14 protein-coding genes are annotated in these 16,609 nt (G+C 33.3%); 10 read left to right on the top strand and 4 right to left on the bottom strand.

All coding sequences use genetic code 11. The features are described 5' to 3' along the window. Window positions 1-1,533, bottom strand: coding sequence for a bifunctional phosphoribosylaminoimidazolecarboxamide formyltransferase/IMP cyclohydrolase (gene purH / locus CQA57_RS05410; protein ID WP_115579215.1), 1,533 nt, complete (start codon window positions 1,531-1,533; stop codon window positions 1-3). Window positions 1,534-1,572: 39 nt separating this feature from the next. Beyond that, window positions 1,573-2,454: a tRNA (adenosine(37)-N6)-dimethylallyltransferase MiaA gene (gene miaA, locus CQA57_RS05405; protein WP_115579260.1), complete on the bottom strand. Its 882-nt coding sequence runs from the start codon at window positions 2,452-2,454 to the stop codon at window positions 1,573-1,575. Window positions 2,455-2,522: 68 nt separating this feature from the next. Here miaA and CQA57_RS05400 point away from each other — a divergent pair, with 68 nt between their 5' ends. From CQA57_RS05400 to CQA57_RS05390, 3 genes are all read left to right on the top strand, one after another. Further along, complete coding sequence (locus CQA57_RS05400; RefSeq protein ID WP_115579214.1) at window positions 2,523-6,386, top strand: Eco57I restriction-modification methylase domain-containing protein; 3,864 nt, start codon at window positions 2,523-2,525, stop codon at window positions 6,384-6,386. 67 nt (window positions 6,387-6,453) lie between these two features. Next, on the top strand, window positions 6,454-7,752 hold the full coding sequence (locus CQA57_RS05395; RefSeq protein WP_115579213.1) for an AAA family ATPase: 1,299 nt from the start codon (window positions 6,454-6,456) through the stop codon (window positions 7,750-7,752). Next, complete coding sequence (locus CQA57_RS05390) at window positions 7,739-8,290, top strand: hypothetical protein (RefSeq protein WP_115579212.1); 552 nt, start codon at window positions 7,739-7,741, stop codon at window positions 8,288-8,290. The genes CQA57_RS05395 and CQA57_RS05390 overlap by 14 nt, the downstream gene beginning before the upstream one ends. Here the strand turns inward: CQA57_RS05390 and CQA57_RS05385 are convergent. Continuing rightward, on the bottom strand, window positions 8,279-9,601 hold the full coding sequence (locus tag CQA57_RS05385) for an NCS2 family permease (RefSeq protein WP_115579211.1): 1,323 nt from the start codon (window positions 9,599-9,601) through the stop codon (window positions 8,279-8,281). The genes CQA57_RS05390 and CQA57_RS05385 overlap by 12 nt on opposite strands. A 183-nt stretch (window positions 9,602-9,784) precedes the next feature. On the opposite strand from CQA57_RS05385, the gene CQA57_RS05380 reads away from it, so the two are divergent. From CQA57_RS05380 to lgt, 7 genes are read left to right on the top strand one after another with little or no spacing between them, the layout of a single operon-like run. Continuing rightward, window positions 9,785-11,248, top strand: a complete 1,464-nt coding sequence (locus tag CQA57_RS05380) for a SulP family inorganic anion transporter (protein ID WP_245941864.1) — start codon at window positions 9,785-9,787, stop codon at window positions 11,246-11,248. A gap of 24 nt (window positions 11,249-11,272) precedes the next feature. Next, window positions 11,273-12,007 (top strand): Nif3-like dinuclear metal center hexameric protein, encoded by a 735-nt coding sequence (locus CQA57_RS05375; protein ID WP_115579209.1) that lies wholly within the window; start codon window positions 11,273-11,275, stop codon window positions 12,005-12,007. Between the two features lie 9 nt (window positions 12,008-12,016). Beyond that, window positions 12,017-12,721, top strand: a complete 705-nt coding sequence (locus CQA57_RS05370; protein ID WP_115579208.1) for a zinc ribbon domain-containing protein — start codon at window positions 12,017-12,019, stop codon at window positions 12,719-12,721. A 2-nt stretch (window positions 12,722-12,723) separates the two neighbouring features. Then, window positions 12,724-13,908, top strand: a complete 1,185-nt coding sequence (waaA, locus tag CQA57_RS05365; protein ID WP_170126833.1) for a lipid IV(A) 3-deoxy-D-manno-octulosonic acid transferase — start codon at window positions 12,724-12,726, stop codon at window positions 13,906-13,908. Next, window positions 13,901-14,626, top strand: a complete 726-nt coding sequence (locus CQA57_RS05360; protein ID WP_115579206.1) for an RluA family pseudouridine synthase — start codon at window positions 13,901-13,903, stop codon at window positions 14,624-14,626. Before waaA ends, CQA57_RS05360 begins: the two co-directional genes overlap by 8 nt. Then, entirely contained in the window at window positions 14,623-14,934 is a 312-nt protein-coding gene (locus CQA57_RS05355; RefSeq protein ID WP_115579205.1) for a hypothetical protein, read from the top strand. The genes CQA57_RS05360 and CQA57_RS05355 overlap by 4 nt, the downstream gene beginning before the upstream one ends. Window position 14,935: 1 nt before the next feature. Continuing rightward, entirely contained in the window at window positions 14,936-15,772 is an 837-nt protein-coding gene (gene lgt, locus CQA57_RS05350; protein ID WP_115579204.1) for a prolipoprotein diacylglyceryl transferase, read from the top strand. A 406-nt stretch (window positions 15,773-16,178) separates the two neighbouring features. Here lgt and CQA57_RS05345 read toward each other — a convergent pair. Further along, the coding region (locus tag CQA57_RS05345; RefSeq protein WP_115579203.1) for an SPOR domain-containing protein at window positions 16,179-16,609 on the bottom strand (431 nt) is incomplete at its 5' end.

The following is a 16,609-nucleotide window of genomic DNA, read 5'->3' as shown; positions in this document are numbered from 1 at the left end:
TTAATGTAAAAAATGTCGTATTCCACTGAAGTATAAGGCGATATTATTTTCATTTGCACAAGCAATCACCTCATCATCTCTGATACTTCCACCAGGCTCGATGATAGCTTTTACACCTATGCTTGCAGCCATCTCTATGCTATCTTTAAAAGGGAAGAATGCCTCTGAGGCCAAAACACAATCCTTAAGATCAATCCCCATTTCTTTTGCTTTTTTGATAGCTGCATAGGAGGCATCTACACGGCTAGTCATTCCCATACCAATAGCTACTAATGCTTGGTTTTTGACATATGCTACGCAATTGGATTTTGTAAGAGCACTAATGACATAGGCAATTTCCAAATCTTGAAGTGTTTTTTGGCAAGCAGGCATTTTGCTCATAAGTTGCGCATTTCTTACCTCTTCTAATAGCACCTTATCACTTTGTTGATAGACAAGACCACCCTCTATACGCTTAAAATCATAAGCATCTCTGCATTGATGCAAGATACCATCACCAAAGGTAAAAATTTTCATTCTTTTTTTATTTTCAAAAACTTTCAATGCTCCTTCTGTGATTCCAGCACTTACCAAGACTTCAATAAAAGTTTTAGAAATTTCTAAGGCAAGATTCTCATCAACAACCCCATTGATAGCTACCACACCACCATAAGCACTAACACTATCACATCTAAGAGCCTCTTTATAACTCTCTAATAAGTTATCTTTGATTGCAAACCCGCAAGGATTACCATGTTTGATGATGCTTATTGCCTTAGCACTTCCAAAACTAGAAGCAAGTTTTATTGCCGCATTGATATCAGTGAGATTGTTAAAACTTGCTTCCCCTTTGAGAATCTTTAGATGTTTCTTATAGGTTTCATTAAATTCATAAAATGCACCTTGTTGGTGTGGATTTTCCCCATATCTTGTTTGAAAAACCTTATTGGCACTTATAAAGATTTTTTGACCAAAACCATTATGGAATCTTTGATTCATATAATTGGCAATCATAGCGTCATATTCTGCTGTATGATTGAAAGCTTTTATCATCATTTCTCTTCTAAAATCCAAAGTATTTTCTTTATTTTTTATTTTTTCTAAAACAAGGGTATAGTCATTTTTATCTGTGATAACCAAAACGCTTTGGAAATTTTTTGCACCAGCTCTTATCATAGAAGGTCCGCCAATATCAATATTTTCAATAATAGTGTCAAAATCATCAGTTTTTTCTATGGTTTCTTTAAAAGGATAGAGATTTACACATACAATATCAATGGCTTGAATGCCTTTTTGTTTAGCTGTGGCGACATCAGCTTCTTTGGCTCTTTGGTATAAAATACCCCCATGTATTTTTGGGTGCAATGTTTTTACTCTACCATCAAACATTTCTTCACTTTGTGTATAGCTACTAACATCTATTGCATCAATTTGATTTTTATTTAATAAATCTAAAGTTCCCCCAGTGCTTAAGATTTCAAATCCAAGTGCTCTTAGTCCTCTAGCAAAATCTACAATTCCTTCTTTATCACTTACGCTCAATAGTGCATACATTTTTTTCTATCCTTTATTTTTTTAATTTTTTGATTATGCCTAATAAAGTCTTAGAATCTCATCAAATAAATCATCTTTTTGAAAAAAAGCAATATTTTTAAATTGTGTCTTATTGAAAGTTTTTTGACGCTTTGCAAGTTGCATTGTATGCGTGATGATTTGTGTTTCCAATGTCTCAAAACTTATTTTTTGCTCCAAGAATTCTATGCATTCTTTTGGGCCTATTGCCTTAAAGGGTTGAGAATCTTTTGGATAAATAGTTAAAAGATTTTGTATTTCTTCTATTCCACCATTTTTTAACATCATTTGTGTGCGTTTGATAATTCTCTCTCTTAAGATTTCTCTTTGTATCTCAATGCAAAATGTATCAATAGGATATTCAAAACCTACGGGAGGATTTTTTTTAAAATAGAGTGATGGGGGAGTGTGGGTGCTATAAAATATCTCCAATCCTTTTTGGATTCTATAAGTATCTTGAGGTTTGATATTTTTAGCAAAATCCAAATCCTTTTGCGATAAAACCTCATAGGGATTTTTGATAAGGGCAACTTTTTCTTTTATCTCTTTTGATATTTTTGGCATAGGACTTAATCCCTCTATGATGGCTTTGAGATAAAAACTGCTACCCCCAACAATAAGTAAGATTTTTTTATTTGTCTGCTTGATGGCCTCTAAAAGTAAGTTTTTAAAAATCAATGCATTATTTTCTTGATCTATCTCCAAAACATCAATGCCATAATGCTTGACAATAGCCATTTCTTCTTTACTAGGCTTTGCAGATAAGATATCTATTTTTTTATAAATACTCAGAGAATCTAATGAAAAAATTTCCGCATCAAGAGAGGTGGCAAGCTTTAATGCAAGCTCGCTTTTTCCACTTCCACTAGATCCTAAAATTGCTATAAGTTTGATTGGTTTCATAGTGTGTATTGTATAAAAATATCTAGGATTTGGGTTATAATTTGCCAATTCTATGAGCAAGGCTTTTTATGCAAGATTTTTACTTTCTTTCAAACAATCTTTTTACTACCTACACCCTAGAAGAGGAATTCCCAAAGCTTTATGATTTTTCTTTGGATTTATCTCCAATATTCTCTAAAATTAAAATTCTTTATGATATATCAAAGTTTACATCTCAAAATGAACATCAATTTGAAGATGATTTTATTAGTGAGGTTTTAAAAATCTTAAGTTGGCATACAATTCGCCAAGAAGAAAAAATGATTCAAGGCAAACTAGAAAAGCCTGATTTTTTACTTTTTGTTTCCAAAGAGGCTAAAGAATCTTATGAGAAAATTACCAAAACTTCCCGTCTTGCAAGTAATGAGCATATTAGTGTGATTTTAGAATCCAAAGCCTACAATGTCGCAATTGACAACAAAAAAGTCAAAGACAATCCACATTTTCAAATCCTGCGTTATCTTAGCAATCTTAAGCTTGATTTTGGATTTCTTACAAATGGGAGATTTTGGCGACTTTATGACAATTCTAAGCTCTCCAGCCAAAAGATTTTTTATGAAGTCAATCTAGAAATAATTCTCCAAAATGATGATTTAGAGGCTTTTAAATATTTTTATTTCATCTTCAATGCCAAAAATTTTATCCCCATCAAAACCAGCCCTCAACCTATCCAAACTCTCTTCACTCAAAACACCAATGCCAAAACAAAAATTGAAGATGATCTTAAATCTTTGATTTATGGCATTGATGGAAAGGATTCTATTTTTGAAATCATTGGCAAAACCATCTATGCAAAGCACCAAGATAAACCCTTAGAGGATATTTATCAAAACACGCTGTATTTTGTTTTTAGATTACTTTTCATTGCATATTTTGAAGACAAATTCGAATCTATTCTCAAAAAACACTCTTGCTATAACAACGAGTTTTCAATCTCAAATCTGCTTGAAAACCTTATCTCAGATTCTCAGAGTTATAGTGGCTTTGGAAGATTGAGTAATCTTTTTAGGGTTTTTGATAAAGGGGATCCAAATTTTGATATGCCAATCTTTAATGGAGGACTTTTTGATTCCAATAATGCCCCATTATTACAAACCCCCAAACTTTTTGATAATGCAACCTTGCATCATATTCTAAAGGCTTTTTTTGTTGTAAGGATTCAAAATAAAGATTTTAAAAGAGATTATAAAACTCTATCCATTACTCACTTAGGGACAATTTATGAAGGATTGCTCTCATATTTTTTTGAAGTTACTAAAGAGGATACCTACTATCTTATTTATTCTGATGGAAAAAGTAAGAGTATTGAGGGCTATTTTGATGCCTATGATTTTGAGCTCATTGCCAAAAAACACAAAATTACCAAAAATACTTTCTATCCTAAAGGAGAGCTTTATCTCAAAAATACAAGCAACTCTAGAAAAACCACAGCAAGCTTCTATACTCCTACATCGCTCACTTCCTATCTTGCTACCCACGCCTTACAAATCACAGATGATAATATTCTAGATTATAAAATCCTAGACAACGCCTGTGGAAGCGGACATTTCTTAGTGCAAGCACTCAACACTATCACAGAGCATATCATCACACATTTTGATGAGTTTGAAAGCTTTAAGGCATTTTATGAAAGAGAAAAAGCAAGCATTCAGGCCAACACTGCTCTTTATATCACAGATTATGAAGTAGATGAAAGTGATGTAATAAAGCGTCTTTTGCTTAAGCGTATGATTTATGGAGTAGATCTCAATCCTTTTAGCATTGAGCTTACCAAACTCTCTCTTTGGATTGATAGCTTTATCTTTGGCACACCTCTAAGCTTTATTGAGCACCACATCAAATGTGGAAATGCCCTTGTAGGATCAAACATAAAAGCATTTGAAACCTTTTACAAAGAAAAAACTGATGAAAATCTCTTTTATCAAGATTTTCTAGATCAATTCCAAGCCCTCACGCAAACTCTCCCCAAACTCAATGCCCTCAAAGATACCACAGAAGAAGAGATCAAAGAGAGCAAGACTATTTACACTCAAGAGATAGCCCCCAAGCTTCATATACTCTCTTTAGCTCTAGACTTTCTTACAGCACAAAGTTTTTTAGATGCAAATCAAAATTTTCAAATCAAAGGCAACCAGATGGATTATCTTGAGGGTATCATCTCTCCAAATCCCATTTTTGAATCTTTGCACCCCACTATCTCTGAGCTAAGTCAAAAATACAGATTTTTTCACTATGAAATCGCATTTCCTGAAGTCTTTAGCTCTCATAGAAAAGGCTTTGATTGTATCATCGGAAATCCGCCGTGGGATAAGACAAAGTTTAGTGATGATGACTTTTTCCCTCAGTTTGTCAGCGATTATCGCACAAAAAAAGCAAGTGAGAAAAAGACACTTAAACTTGACATTCTCTCCAAACCCTATATCAAATCCCTCTATGATAGCCAAAAGTCTTATATTGAGGCTCTAAACTCCTACTACAAAGCCCACTATCCCCTCAATCGTGGCAGTGGAGATGGCAATCTTTTTAGATTCTTTGTCGAGCGTAATCTCTCTTTGCTCTCCCCCAACGCCTCTCTCAACTATGTCTTGCCAAGTGCATTGATGTATGAGGAGGGAAGTCTAGCACTGAGGGCCTATATCCTCAAAGAAAAAACGCTCAAGTATTTTTATAGCTTTGAAAATCGTGAGGGAATCTTCCCTGATATTCATAGAAGCTACAAATTTGCTCTAATGCAAATACTCTCTTGTCCTTCTCCCAAAAACCATATAATCCAAACAATGTCCTATCTTACAGAGGCAGATTCTCTCTATACCCAAAAGCCTCTTTCTTTCACTCTTCAAGAGATTGTTAGTCTTTCTCCTACCCAACTCTCTTTGCCTGAAGTCAGAAGTGAGGACACTCTAAAAATCCTTCTCCGCCTCTACTCCTCTTTCTCTCCCCTCTCTTTGGAGTGGCTAGATTTTCGTAGAGAGCTAGATTCTTCTATTGATAAAGATTTGTTTATAGAATCAAGCCAAGAGGGGCTAATCCCGCTTTATGAGGGTAAGATGATTCATCAAAATGATTGTGAGTTTGCCCCTCCAAAGTATTTTCTTGATCCCTTAAGCTTTGATGAACGACTATCGAGCAAAGAGCTTTATCGCCTCAAGCAAGATATAGAGATGAGTGAGAAAGAGTTTGCAGATTTTTGCTCCAAATACTCTCTTACTCCCCTAGAGCTTATCGCTTATGATAGGGAGTTTATCCGCTTAGGATTTAGAAAAATTTCGTGTGATACTAACGAACGCACAGCGATTTTTACCCTTATTCCTCAAGGGTGTGGCTTCCAAGATAGTATGTATGCAAATATCCCAAAATATTATAAAAAGATAGAAGAGAAGATAGAGATTGAGAGTGTGGAGATAGAGAAGATTGCTTTTGCTCTAGGGGTGTTTAACTCTATGGTGGTGGATTTTGTGGTGCGAAGTATGGTGCAAATCAACTTTAATAAGATTTATTTAGAGCGTATCCCATTCCCTCAACCCACAGCAGAGGAGATCCGCAACTCTCCCCTCTACACCACTATCACACGCAATGCCCTAGCCCTTCAACTCTACAATGACAAAAAAGGACATTTTCAAGTCCTCTCTTCTCTCTTTGGCTCGGAGGATTGGGTGAAGATAGGAGAGTATCAAGGGTGCTATGGGCTAGGGGGAGAGAGCCTCTCAATCCCTCAAAGTGAGAAATCCTACCTCACCCTCAAAGCCACCAACGACATTCTCATCGCCAAACTCTATGGGATAGACAAAGAGGAGTTTTGCACTATCCTCTCTACATTCAAAGTCCTCTCCACCAAACAACCCCATTATATTGAGTTGCTTAAGGGGTTGTGGGAGAGTGTGGAGATAGGATAAAGGAGTAAATAAAGAATAAAAATTGCTATAATCACAAGGAAACAAATAAAATAGGTAATATTTAAAAATGGAAATCAGATTAAAAAATATTGGAAGATTTAGGGATGCTGAAGTAGAAATCAAAACAATTACTGTCATTGCAGGGGAAAATGGGTCAGGCAAAAGCACAGTTGGCAAGGCTTTGTTTGGAGTATTTAATGCATTAAGTAATATTAATAGACGGATTGAAGCAGAAAGAGTAAACAATTTAAAAAATGATATACGTGAACTAATTTTTACTTGGAGAAGTCAATTATGGGAGATTGGAGATAGTATATTAAACATGTTTGTTCACCATTCAATTGTAGGTAGAATTGCAACGGAAATTTTGAAAATCTATAGCCGTGAAGAGCAAATTACAGAAGAACAGATCAAGGCAATTTGTTTATCTGCACTCTCAAATAATTTTAGGGGTGGTAAGATTGATGTGCTAGAAAAAATCATTCAAGATTCTCAATTTGGAAGAATTGTAGAGAAACTTAAGATTTCTGATAATCAAGTTATTCTGAAATTGTTAACTAAGGGTTTAAAAACAGAATTTAATGATCAAATTTCTAATATTTATTTTGAAAATACCAGTGATGCAAGTATTGCCTTGACAATAAAAAATAAAATAACATCTATACATTTTCAGCAAAATACTGCTAAGTCAATTGAAAATTTTCAATTATTGCAACAAGTTTTTTATATTGATGATCCTTTTGTGATTGATGAGCTTGATATTTTTTTAGATGATGATTTGGAGTTAAATCATAGGAAACTGCTAAAACAAAGTCTAGTTGAAAAAAAAGGCTTATTAGATGAGATTATGGGCGAGGAAAAATTACAAGAGGTTGTAAAACTTCTTAATAAGGTTTGTGAAGGGGAAATGGAGGAGAATAATAATGATTTTTATTATTCTTCAAAAAAACATCCAGCAAAGCTTAATATTCGTAGTATTTCAACAGGAATGAAAACTTTTATGATTCTTAAGACACTTATTCAAAATGGGTTTATCCAAGAAAATGGGACGATTATTTTAGATGAACCAGAGATACATCTTCATCCAGAATGGCAGGTAAAGTTAGCAGAAATTATTGTAGTTTTGCAAAAAGCTTTAAAACTTCATATTTTGATCAATACCCATAGCCCATATTTTTTAAATGCGATTGAGGTTTTTTCAAGAGAGCATAAAGTTGAGAAGTGTAAATACTATCTTGCTCAAGAAATAGATGAGTTTACCTCAGTGGTAGAAGACGTTACGCATGATACAAGTGTTGTATATGCAAAATTAGCACGTCCTTTTAGACTTTTGGAAGAAAAAAGAGTAGAGCTTGAAGAACGATAAAGTGTTTTCTAAGTTTATTTATACCCTAAAGAAAACTTCGCAGTATGAAAAAGAGATTAATGGAAAAAAATATAAAAAGTATATGACAGATTCTCAATTAGAGGTTGTGAATTTCGATCGTTTTAAGGGATGGTATTTGAGCAATCTTCATAAAACTGGGTATCCAACAGGATATGACTTAAAATCAGTTGATGCACTCTATATACCAAATGCAGATGTCCTGATTTTTATAGAGTTCAAAAGTGGCAATGTTAATGAGAGTGATATTAGAAAAAAAGTTTCCGATTCTGTAATAATTTATTTAGATTATAAAGATGAAAAGCTTTCTAATTTTAGAAAAAATTCCAAGTTTATTTTAGTTGTAAGTGAAGATAGTAGAGAGCATCTTGCTAGTATATTTGATAATAAGGGAGGTGCTAATAAAAAACAGAATACAAAGTCAGATTATAGGAATTTTAAGGGTTTTTATTTTTCTGATGTAAAAATTATTTCTCCTAGTACTCTTGAAAAAGAGTTAAATATAAATTTACCCCTTTAAGAAAATTCCATGAACGATAATGGGTAAGATACTCAAAACCCCAAGGATAATAACTCCAAGATTGATGCGATGATATTGCTTTAGTGCTAAAGATGTAAGGATATATACCACAAATCCACCTGCTAGACCATTAGCAATAGAATAAGTAAGTGGCATAAGCACGATGGCAAAAAATGCTCCAAGCCCTATGGGTAAATCTGAAAAATCTATATTTTTGATTTCTAAAAACATCATTGCACCGACAACTACAAGGGCAGGGTAGATGGCAAAATCAGGAATTGCAGCAAATAGGGGAAATAAGAATAAGCTTAAAGTAAAAAATAATGCACAAAATACAGAAGTAAGTCCAGTTCTTCCTCCTTCGCTCACACCACTTGTACTCTCTAAAAAGCTTGTGGTAGTAGAGACACCAAGACTAGCACCAACCACAGTTGCGGCTGCATCTACTTGCAAGGTTTTCTCAAGCACTTTGTCTCCTTTGTTATCCTTATTTTGAAAAAGCCCTATTTTTGCGCCCACTCCAGCAAGAGTGCCTAAGGAATCAAATAAATCTAAGATTAAAAGAGAGATGATTGTAGGAATCAAAGCAAGGGTAAAAACCCCTATAAAATCCATTTTAAAAGCAATAGGTGCAATAGATGCAGGAGTAGATATGATTTGATGTGGCAAGGAAGCAAGTCCAAAGACACCGCCCAATAAAGAACAAATAATAATACCTATGAGAAATGAAGCATGAATTTTTCTGGCACTCAAAAACAAAATAATACCTACACCAAAAAGTCCTATCCAAATCTTTGTAGAGTTGAGGTTGCCAAGCTCAGGAAGTCCGTCGTTGGAGATTTGTATGATGTCTAAAGAGCGTAGTCCTATCGCACAGATAAAAGCCCCAAGCCCTGCTGCTAGAGCAAATCTTAAACCAGATGGGATACTTTTGATAAGCCAAGTGCGAAGCTTTGTTAATGAAACAATCAAAAAAATAACTCCAGAGAGGAAGACTACACCAAGTGCTTGTTCCCAAGAAAGCCCCATACCCTTTACCATACCATAGGAAAAATAAGCATTTAATCCCATTCCAACACTCATTGCTACAGGAACTTTAGCCCAAATACCACTTAATAGCGTTGCAATGATGGTTGCAAGAGTTACTGCTGTGATGAGCGCATCTTTTGGCATACCAGAATCAGAGAGGATAGAAGAAGCCACAGGGACAATATAAAGCATGGATAAAAATGTAGTAAAACCCGCGATAGCTTCTGTTTTTATACTACTTTTAGATTCTGTGATTTTAAAATACTTATCGATAAAATGCATTTTTACCTTCTTTTTTGGTTTTTGAGATGAAAGATGTATTATATTGCATTATTGAGTTAAAATATCGCATTTTAATAATCAAAACTTACAAAAATAATAAGCCTTGCTTGTAGTGGTAGCTAGAGGATAGATAAGAGATTTATCAAAGATTGCATTTCTTGAAAAATGCTTTTTGGAGATTTTATGCAAATTAAATATTATAAAAATGAAATTTTAGCAGGGTTGATAAGCTCTATAGCAATCATACCAGAGGTTACAGGCTTTGCTTTGGTAGCAAAGTTTGATCCTATCGCAGGGCTTTATACAGCTTTTATTTTAGGTTTGATTGCAGCTTTGCTTGGAGGTAGAGCAGGGTTAATTAGTGCGGCGGCTGGTTCGATGGCTGTGGTGGTGGTAAGTCTATCTTTATCACATGGCACAGAATATGTATTGCTTGCAGGAATATTTGCGGGTTTATTGCAAATATTATTTGGTGTTTTGAAATTTGGAAAATATATTCGTATGATACCTCAAACCGCGATTTTTGGGTTTGTAAATGGGCTTGCGATTGTGATTTTTAGCTCCCAATTACAATTTTTTTCAAATGAGGGGATGGGATTTTATATTTTGGTAGGATTGACAATGCTTATTATGTTTGTTTTTCCAAAACTCTCAAGAGCAATTCCAGCGGGACTTGTGGCAATTGTATTTTTGGGGATAGGGGCATATTATTTTGGTATTGAAACAAAGACTATCGCGGATTTAGGAGATATTAAAGGAGGGTTGCCTCATTTTTCACTACCTTCTGTTCCTTTGAGTTTAGAGACATTAAAAATTGTTTTGCCATATAGTTTAATCCTTGCGCTTGTAGGGCTTATAGAATCTCTTCTAACGCTTTCAGTAATGGATGAGATGCAAAAAACAAGGGGCAATAGCAATAAAGAATGCGTTGCTCAAGGAATAGGAAATGGTGTCTGTGGATTCTTTGGTGCTATGAGTGGTTGTGTGATGATAGGGCAGACAATCATCAATGCAACCTCCGGAGGTAGGGGAAGATTATCTAGTGTAATGAGTGCTGTTTTTGTTTTATTGTTTGTGGTGAGTATTCCTGAGATTATTGGAAAAATTCCTATGGGGGTATTGGTGGGAATTATGTTTGTTGTAGCATTGAGGACTTTTGAGTGGGCGAGTATTTCAAGACTTAAAAGTATGAAAAAGTCAGATATTGTGGTGCTAGTTTTGGTGACTTTGGTTACAGTGTTTTTTGATTTGGCGGTTGCTGTGATTATGGGGGTGATTATTTCTGCTTTAGTGTTTGCCTACCAACAAGCCAAGATTCAAGCTAGCTCTTTTATACAAGAAGATGGTATTAAGGTTTATAGGCTTCAAGGTCCTTTGTTTTTTGGATCTAGTGCGAGTTTTATTTATGATCTTTTTGATGTAGCCAAAGATCCACAAGAAGTTGTAATTGATTTTAGTAATGCTAGGGTTATGGATAGTAGTGGTGTGGATGCGATTGATAAGCTTACAAAAAGATATCTTGATGTAGGTAAGAAATTAAAATTAAGACACTTGAGTGATGATTGTAAAAATGCACTACAATTAGCCAAGCAATATTGTGTCTATGAACTAGATGACCCAGATTATAAGGTTGCAAGAAATTTATAAGATTGAATAAGGGATTTTTAGAGTATGAAAGTAAGAGAGATTTATGAGATTTTGCAGAGTATATCCCCATTTGAGAATCAAGAAGAATGGGATAATGGCGGCTTGCAAATAGGGAGCTTAGAGGATGAGGTAGATGAGATTGCTATAGCTTTGGAGGTAGATTCTGAAGTATTGCAAAATCTAAAACCAAAAAGCTTATTGATCGTGCATCATCCTTTAATTTTCAAGGGGATTAAAACCCTTGATTTTTCTACTTATCCAAGTATGTTTATTCAAAAGCTTATTGAAAAAAAATGTGCATTGATTGCTATGCATACAAGTTTTGATATCTCCCATCTAAATCTTTATGTAGCTCAAGAGATTTTAGGTTTTAAGCAAGCATATCAAGAAGGTGGCATTGCATATGCAGAAGTCAAGGATATAGAAATCAAAACATTGGCAATGCAAGTTAAAAATGCCCTAAAACTACCATATATTAAGTTTTGTGAGATGGAGTCAAAGATTCAAAGAGTGGGTGTGGTTTGTGGCTCTGGTTTTTCTCTTTTTTCCAAGATTAAAAACAAACAAAATTTTTGCTTTTTAACAGGGGATATTAAATATCATGATGCGATGTTGGCAAAAGCTTTAAATGTGGGTTTGATAGATATAATGCATTATGAAAGCGAGAGGTTTTTTGGAGAAATTCTTCAAAGAGTTTTGCAAAAACACGGATATAAAGCTATAATTACAAATTCTAAAAATCCATTTACTTTTTTATAAGGAAAAATGATGAACAAACACTTACAACAACTAATTGAAGTAGCAAACCTTGATAAAGAAATCGATGCTTTGGAGCCAAAAATATTAGAAAAAAGATCCAAGCTTGATAGAATGCTCAAAGAAAAGACGCTAAAAGAACAAGAGATTGAAAATATCCAAGAGCAAAAAGAAGAGATTAACCTTAAAATTAGAAGCACAAATACCCTTATTGAAGATACTGGTATTCGTTTGGAGCATATTGCAAAAAAACATCATGAAGTAAAATCAGAAAGAGAGCTTAAGGCTTTAAATATCGAAGAAGAGCTTGCAAGAGAGCAACTTACAAAAGCAAATCAAGACATTGAGGTGTTAGAAAAGGAGCTTGAGGCTAAAGATGCTTGTATTCTTGCTTTGCAAGATGAATGCAAAAACCTTGATTCTGAAGTGATGGAAGAAGAAAAGCGTATTGCTACTGAGATTGAAGAAATAAAAAAAGAACAAGAGAGTTTGTTTGTTCAAAAACAAAAAATGTATGAAAATCTTGATCAAAAACTTGCAACTTTTTATGAAAAAATTAGAAAATGGGCAAAAAATACAAGCGTAGTATCTGTAAAAAAACAGGCTTGTGGAGGATGCTTCATCAGAATTAATGATCGTGTGTTTGCAGAAATAAAACAAAGTAATGATATTGTCACTTGCCCACATTGCGGAAGAATTCTTTATATAGAAAGTTAATTTTGAAATCTTTTAGATTTTTTTATCTCCTATTCTTAGGAGTTTTTTATCTCCTATTTTTTCCTTTTATTTTTATATTAAGCTTGAAGACAAAATATAGACATTCTCTTTTTGCTAGATTTTTTTATCTTCAAGCAACACCATCAAAAGATACAGAGATTTGGTTTCATGCTTGTTCATTTGGCGAAGTCAAATCTTTAGAGCCAATACTTACAAAATTATTAGAACAAGAAAAACATATTTTATTAACTACGACCACGCAAACAGGTTTTGATTTGGCTCTTAAGATTTTTGCTAGTAAGAAAAATTTTCAAGTTCTTTATTTGCCTTTTGAATTGCTTCTTCCTCTATGGAAATCTCATCTTACTTCACTTAAAACGCTTGTAGTTACAGAATCTGAACTTTGGTTTATGCTTTTTTTTACAGCCAAAACCTTAAACGCTAAGACTTTTTTGGTAAATGCAAGAATTTCGGATCGTTCTTATGATAGGTATTTAAAATTTAGATTTTATTATGCAAGGGTATTTGCACTTATTGATAAGGTTTTTGCACAAAGCAAGAATGATGCATTGAGATTGGAGCATTTGGGTGCAAAAAATATTGAGGTTTTTGGAAATTTAAAAATCTTTACAAAGATAGAGCCTACAAGATTATACAATAAGCCAAATAAGCTAGTCATTGTCGCTGGTAGCACACATTTAGATGAAGAAAAGCTAGTTTTAAAATCTTTTTTGGAGTTTAAAAAATCCTATCCACATTCTTTGTTAATTCTTGCTCCAAGACATCCTGAGAGATTTGATGATGTATATGAAATGCTAGAGGGATTAAAAGTATCAAGGGTGTCTCAAGATGGAATTGACGAAGAAAGCGATGTATTATTGCTTGATATATTGGGTGATTTAAATAATATTTATCGCATTGCAGATATTGTGATTTTATGTGGTAGTTTTGTTAAAGTGGGCGGTCACAATCCATTAGAGCCAGCATTTTTTGAGACAAAGCTTCTAAGTGGTCCGTATATTTTTAACCAATATGCACTTTTTGATTGTATTGAAGGGTATATTATTGTGCAAGATGATTTGGAGCTAACTCAAAGGCTTCTTGAGTATGAAACACTACCACATTCAAAGATTAAAAATCAAAGTCAAAAATTAGATATTTTATTGGAGAATTTTGTTGATGAATAAGGCTTATAAGATTTTAAGTATTCAAGAAAATATTTCTCATAAAAAAGCCAAAGAAATGATTGATAAGGGAATGGTGAGTTTTAATGGAAAAAAAATTACTCTTGCGAGGGCGGAATTTCCAGAACATACCATTTTTGAGATTCAAAAGATAAAAAAACCAGAAGTTATTTTTGAAGATAAGGATATTTTGGTCATCAACAAGCCTCCTTTTATAGAGAGTTATGAGTTAGCAAGTTTTTTTAAAGAGTGGGTGTTATTGCATCGTCTTGATAGAGAAACAAGTGGCGTGATTTTACTTGTAAAAGAAAATACTCCATTTCACATAAGTGCAAAGAAAGCCTTTAGAGAGCAAAAGGTTTATAAAGAATATCACGCTTTAGTAAGTGGTTTTATAAGTGAAAAAATAACAATCAATCAGCCAATATTGACTATTAAAAAGGGTTTTGCAAAGAGTAAAATCAGTAAAGAGGGGTTAAGTGCGATTACAGATATTGAGCCTGTTGGAGTTGTGGGAAAAAAAACATTAGTTAAGGCAGTGATTAAAACAGGCAGAACACATCAAATAAGAGTGCATTTAAAGAGTATTGGACATAGCATTGTTGGAGATAAACTCTATGGAGGAATAGAATCTAAGCGTATAATGTTGCATGCAAGCAGGATTAAGATTTTTGATTATGATTTTAAAGTTCCATTGTCAAGAGAGTTTGAAATATTATGAAAATAGAAAAGTTACAAGATGTGAGCGATTGCTTAATCTTAAGTGGAAAATTTAAGGATAGAAATGATTTTTTAGATTTCAAGCCCGATTTGATGGAATTTTTAAGAGATTTTGATAAAAATGAACCTATCTGTTTTTTTCTTATGCATATGCATCCAGTAGAATTGTATTTTGTCGGGTATTTATTGAAGCTAAAAGAGTTTGATTCTTGGAATATAAAAATTCATACCAATGATATAAAAATTTCACGTTTTTTTGAGGAAGTTGGGCTGAGTGAAAAATTTGAAGTTGTATTAAGGGATCTTTAATATGAACTATTGGAATCAAATTTATATGCATTTTGATCCAATAGCCTTTGAGATATTTGGCTTTGGGATTCATTGGTATGGCATTGCATATGCGACAGCTTTATTGCTTGCATTATATATGGCAAGATATTGGATTAAAAAAGATAAGCAGTATTTTAATATGGATATTACTGCTTTGGATTATTATTTTATATGGGCTGAAGTAGGAGTGATTTTAGGAGCCAGACTAGGATATATTCTTATTTATGATCCAAATACGATGTATTATCTTACACAACCTTGGCAGATTTTCAATCCTTTTGATGAGAGGGGTGATTTTGTAGGAATTAGGGGAATGAGCTATCATGGCGGTGTGATAGGATTTTTCATTGCTACTTATTTATTTTCTATTTTAAAACATAAGAGTTTTTTGGCATTGATGGATTTGATTGCTTTGAGTATGCCATTAGGATATGTTTTTGGTCGTATTGGAAATTTTTTAAATCAAGAGCTTTTTGGTAGGGTAGTGCAAGATGATAAGATAAGTCAGGCGATTGGAATCTTGATTCAGGGTGAATTGAGATATCCTAGTCAGCTTATCGAGGCATTTTTGGAGGGAATTGTTGTTTTTTTATGTGTGCTTTTTGTAAGAAGCAAGACAAAAATTAAGGGGGCATTGATTGCAACTTATGGTTCTGCTTATTCTCTTGCTAGATTCCTTGCAGAATATTTCAGAGAGCCAGATGAGCAAATGGGAACTTATATCTTTGGATTAAGCATGGGGCAAATACTTAGTATTTGTATGCTTTTTGCAAGTTGTCTTATAGCTATTTATATCTATAAAAAGAATAAAAACTAATCCCCCCCCCCCTTTTTTTTTTCTTTCTTTTCCCTCTCCAACCACCACTTAAACTAAGGAGTTTTGTCATAAAACTTTAAGATTGAGATTTAATTGAGATGAAGTTTTAGATTCATTATCTTAATCTCTTTAATCTTAAGAACTTAAAGCATTATTTTATTGTTGTTTATTTCTTTTTTTGTTTTATTGTTGTTTGTATTAAAAAGAAATAAAGTAATTGAAAAGTGAAAATAACATAAATAAAAAAAACATAAAAATGTTTAAGTGGTGGCAGGAGAAGGAAAAATCTCTCTGTCTTTACTTCTTTACTTCTTGTTATTACTTAGTGTTTTATTTTTCTTAGTTTTATTTAGTTTGTTTTTTACTAAAAGCTAAGAGAAGATTCTTAGCTTTTAGTATTAAGACTTTATTCTATAACAACTACTTTTGTTTGAGAATCTAAAAGCTTTCTTGCTTTCTCTAAACTCTCTTTAGCATTATTAGCTTCTTCTTGATTATTAAATGGACCTACTAGATAAGTTTTTATTGTTTTATTATCTTGTGTAGTGCTTTGAGTTTTAAGTTTGTCTTCTAATTGTTTTAAGATTTTCTCTTGTTTTTTAGAAGGTTTCTCTACTTTAAGCAATTCTACATAATAACCTTTAGTTGGTGCTATTTCTTTAATTGAAGTTTTTGTATCTATTGTTTGTGTTTCTACTTCATTATATGGAGTATATTTAGATGCTCCAAAGCTATATCTATATCCTAGATTGACTTGATAATTTGTAGTAATTAATCCACCAAAGCTTCTTTCAAAATCAAAGTAGATTCTATGATTTTCTTTAATAGAGAAATTAG

Source organism: Helicobacter anseris (assembly GCF_003364335.1).
GTDB lineage: Bacteria > Campylobacterota > Campylobacteria > Campylobacterales > Helicobacteraceae > Helicobacter_H > Helicobacter_H anseris.
This window is presented reverse-complemented; position numbering and strand designations above follow the sequence as displayed.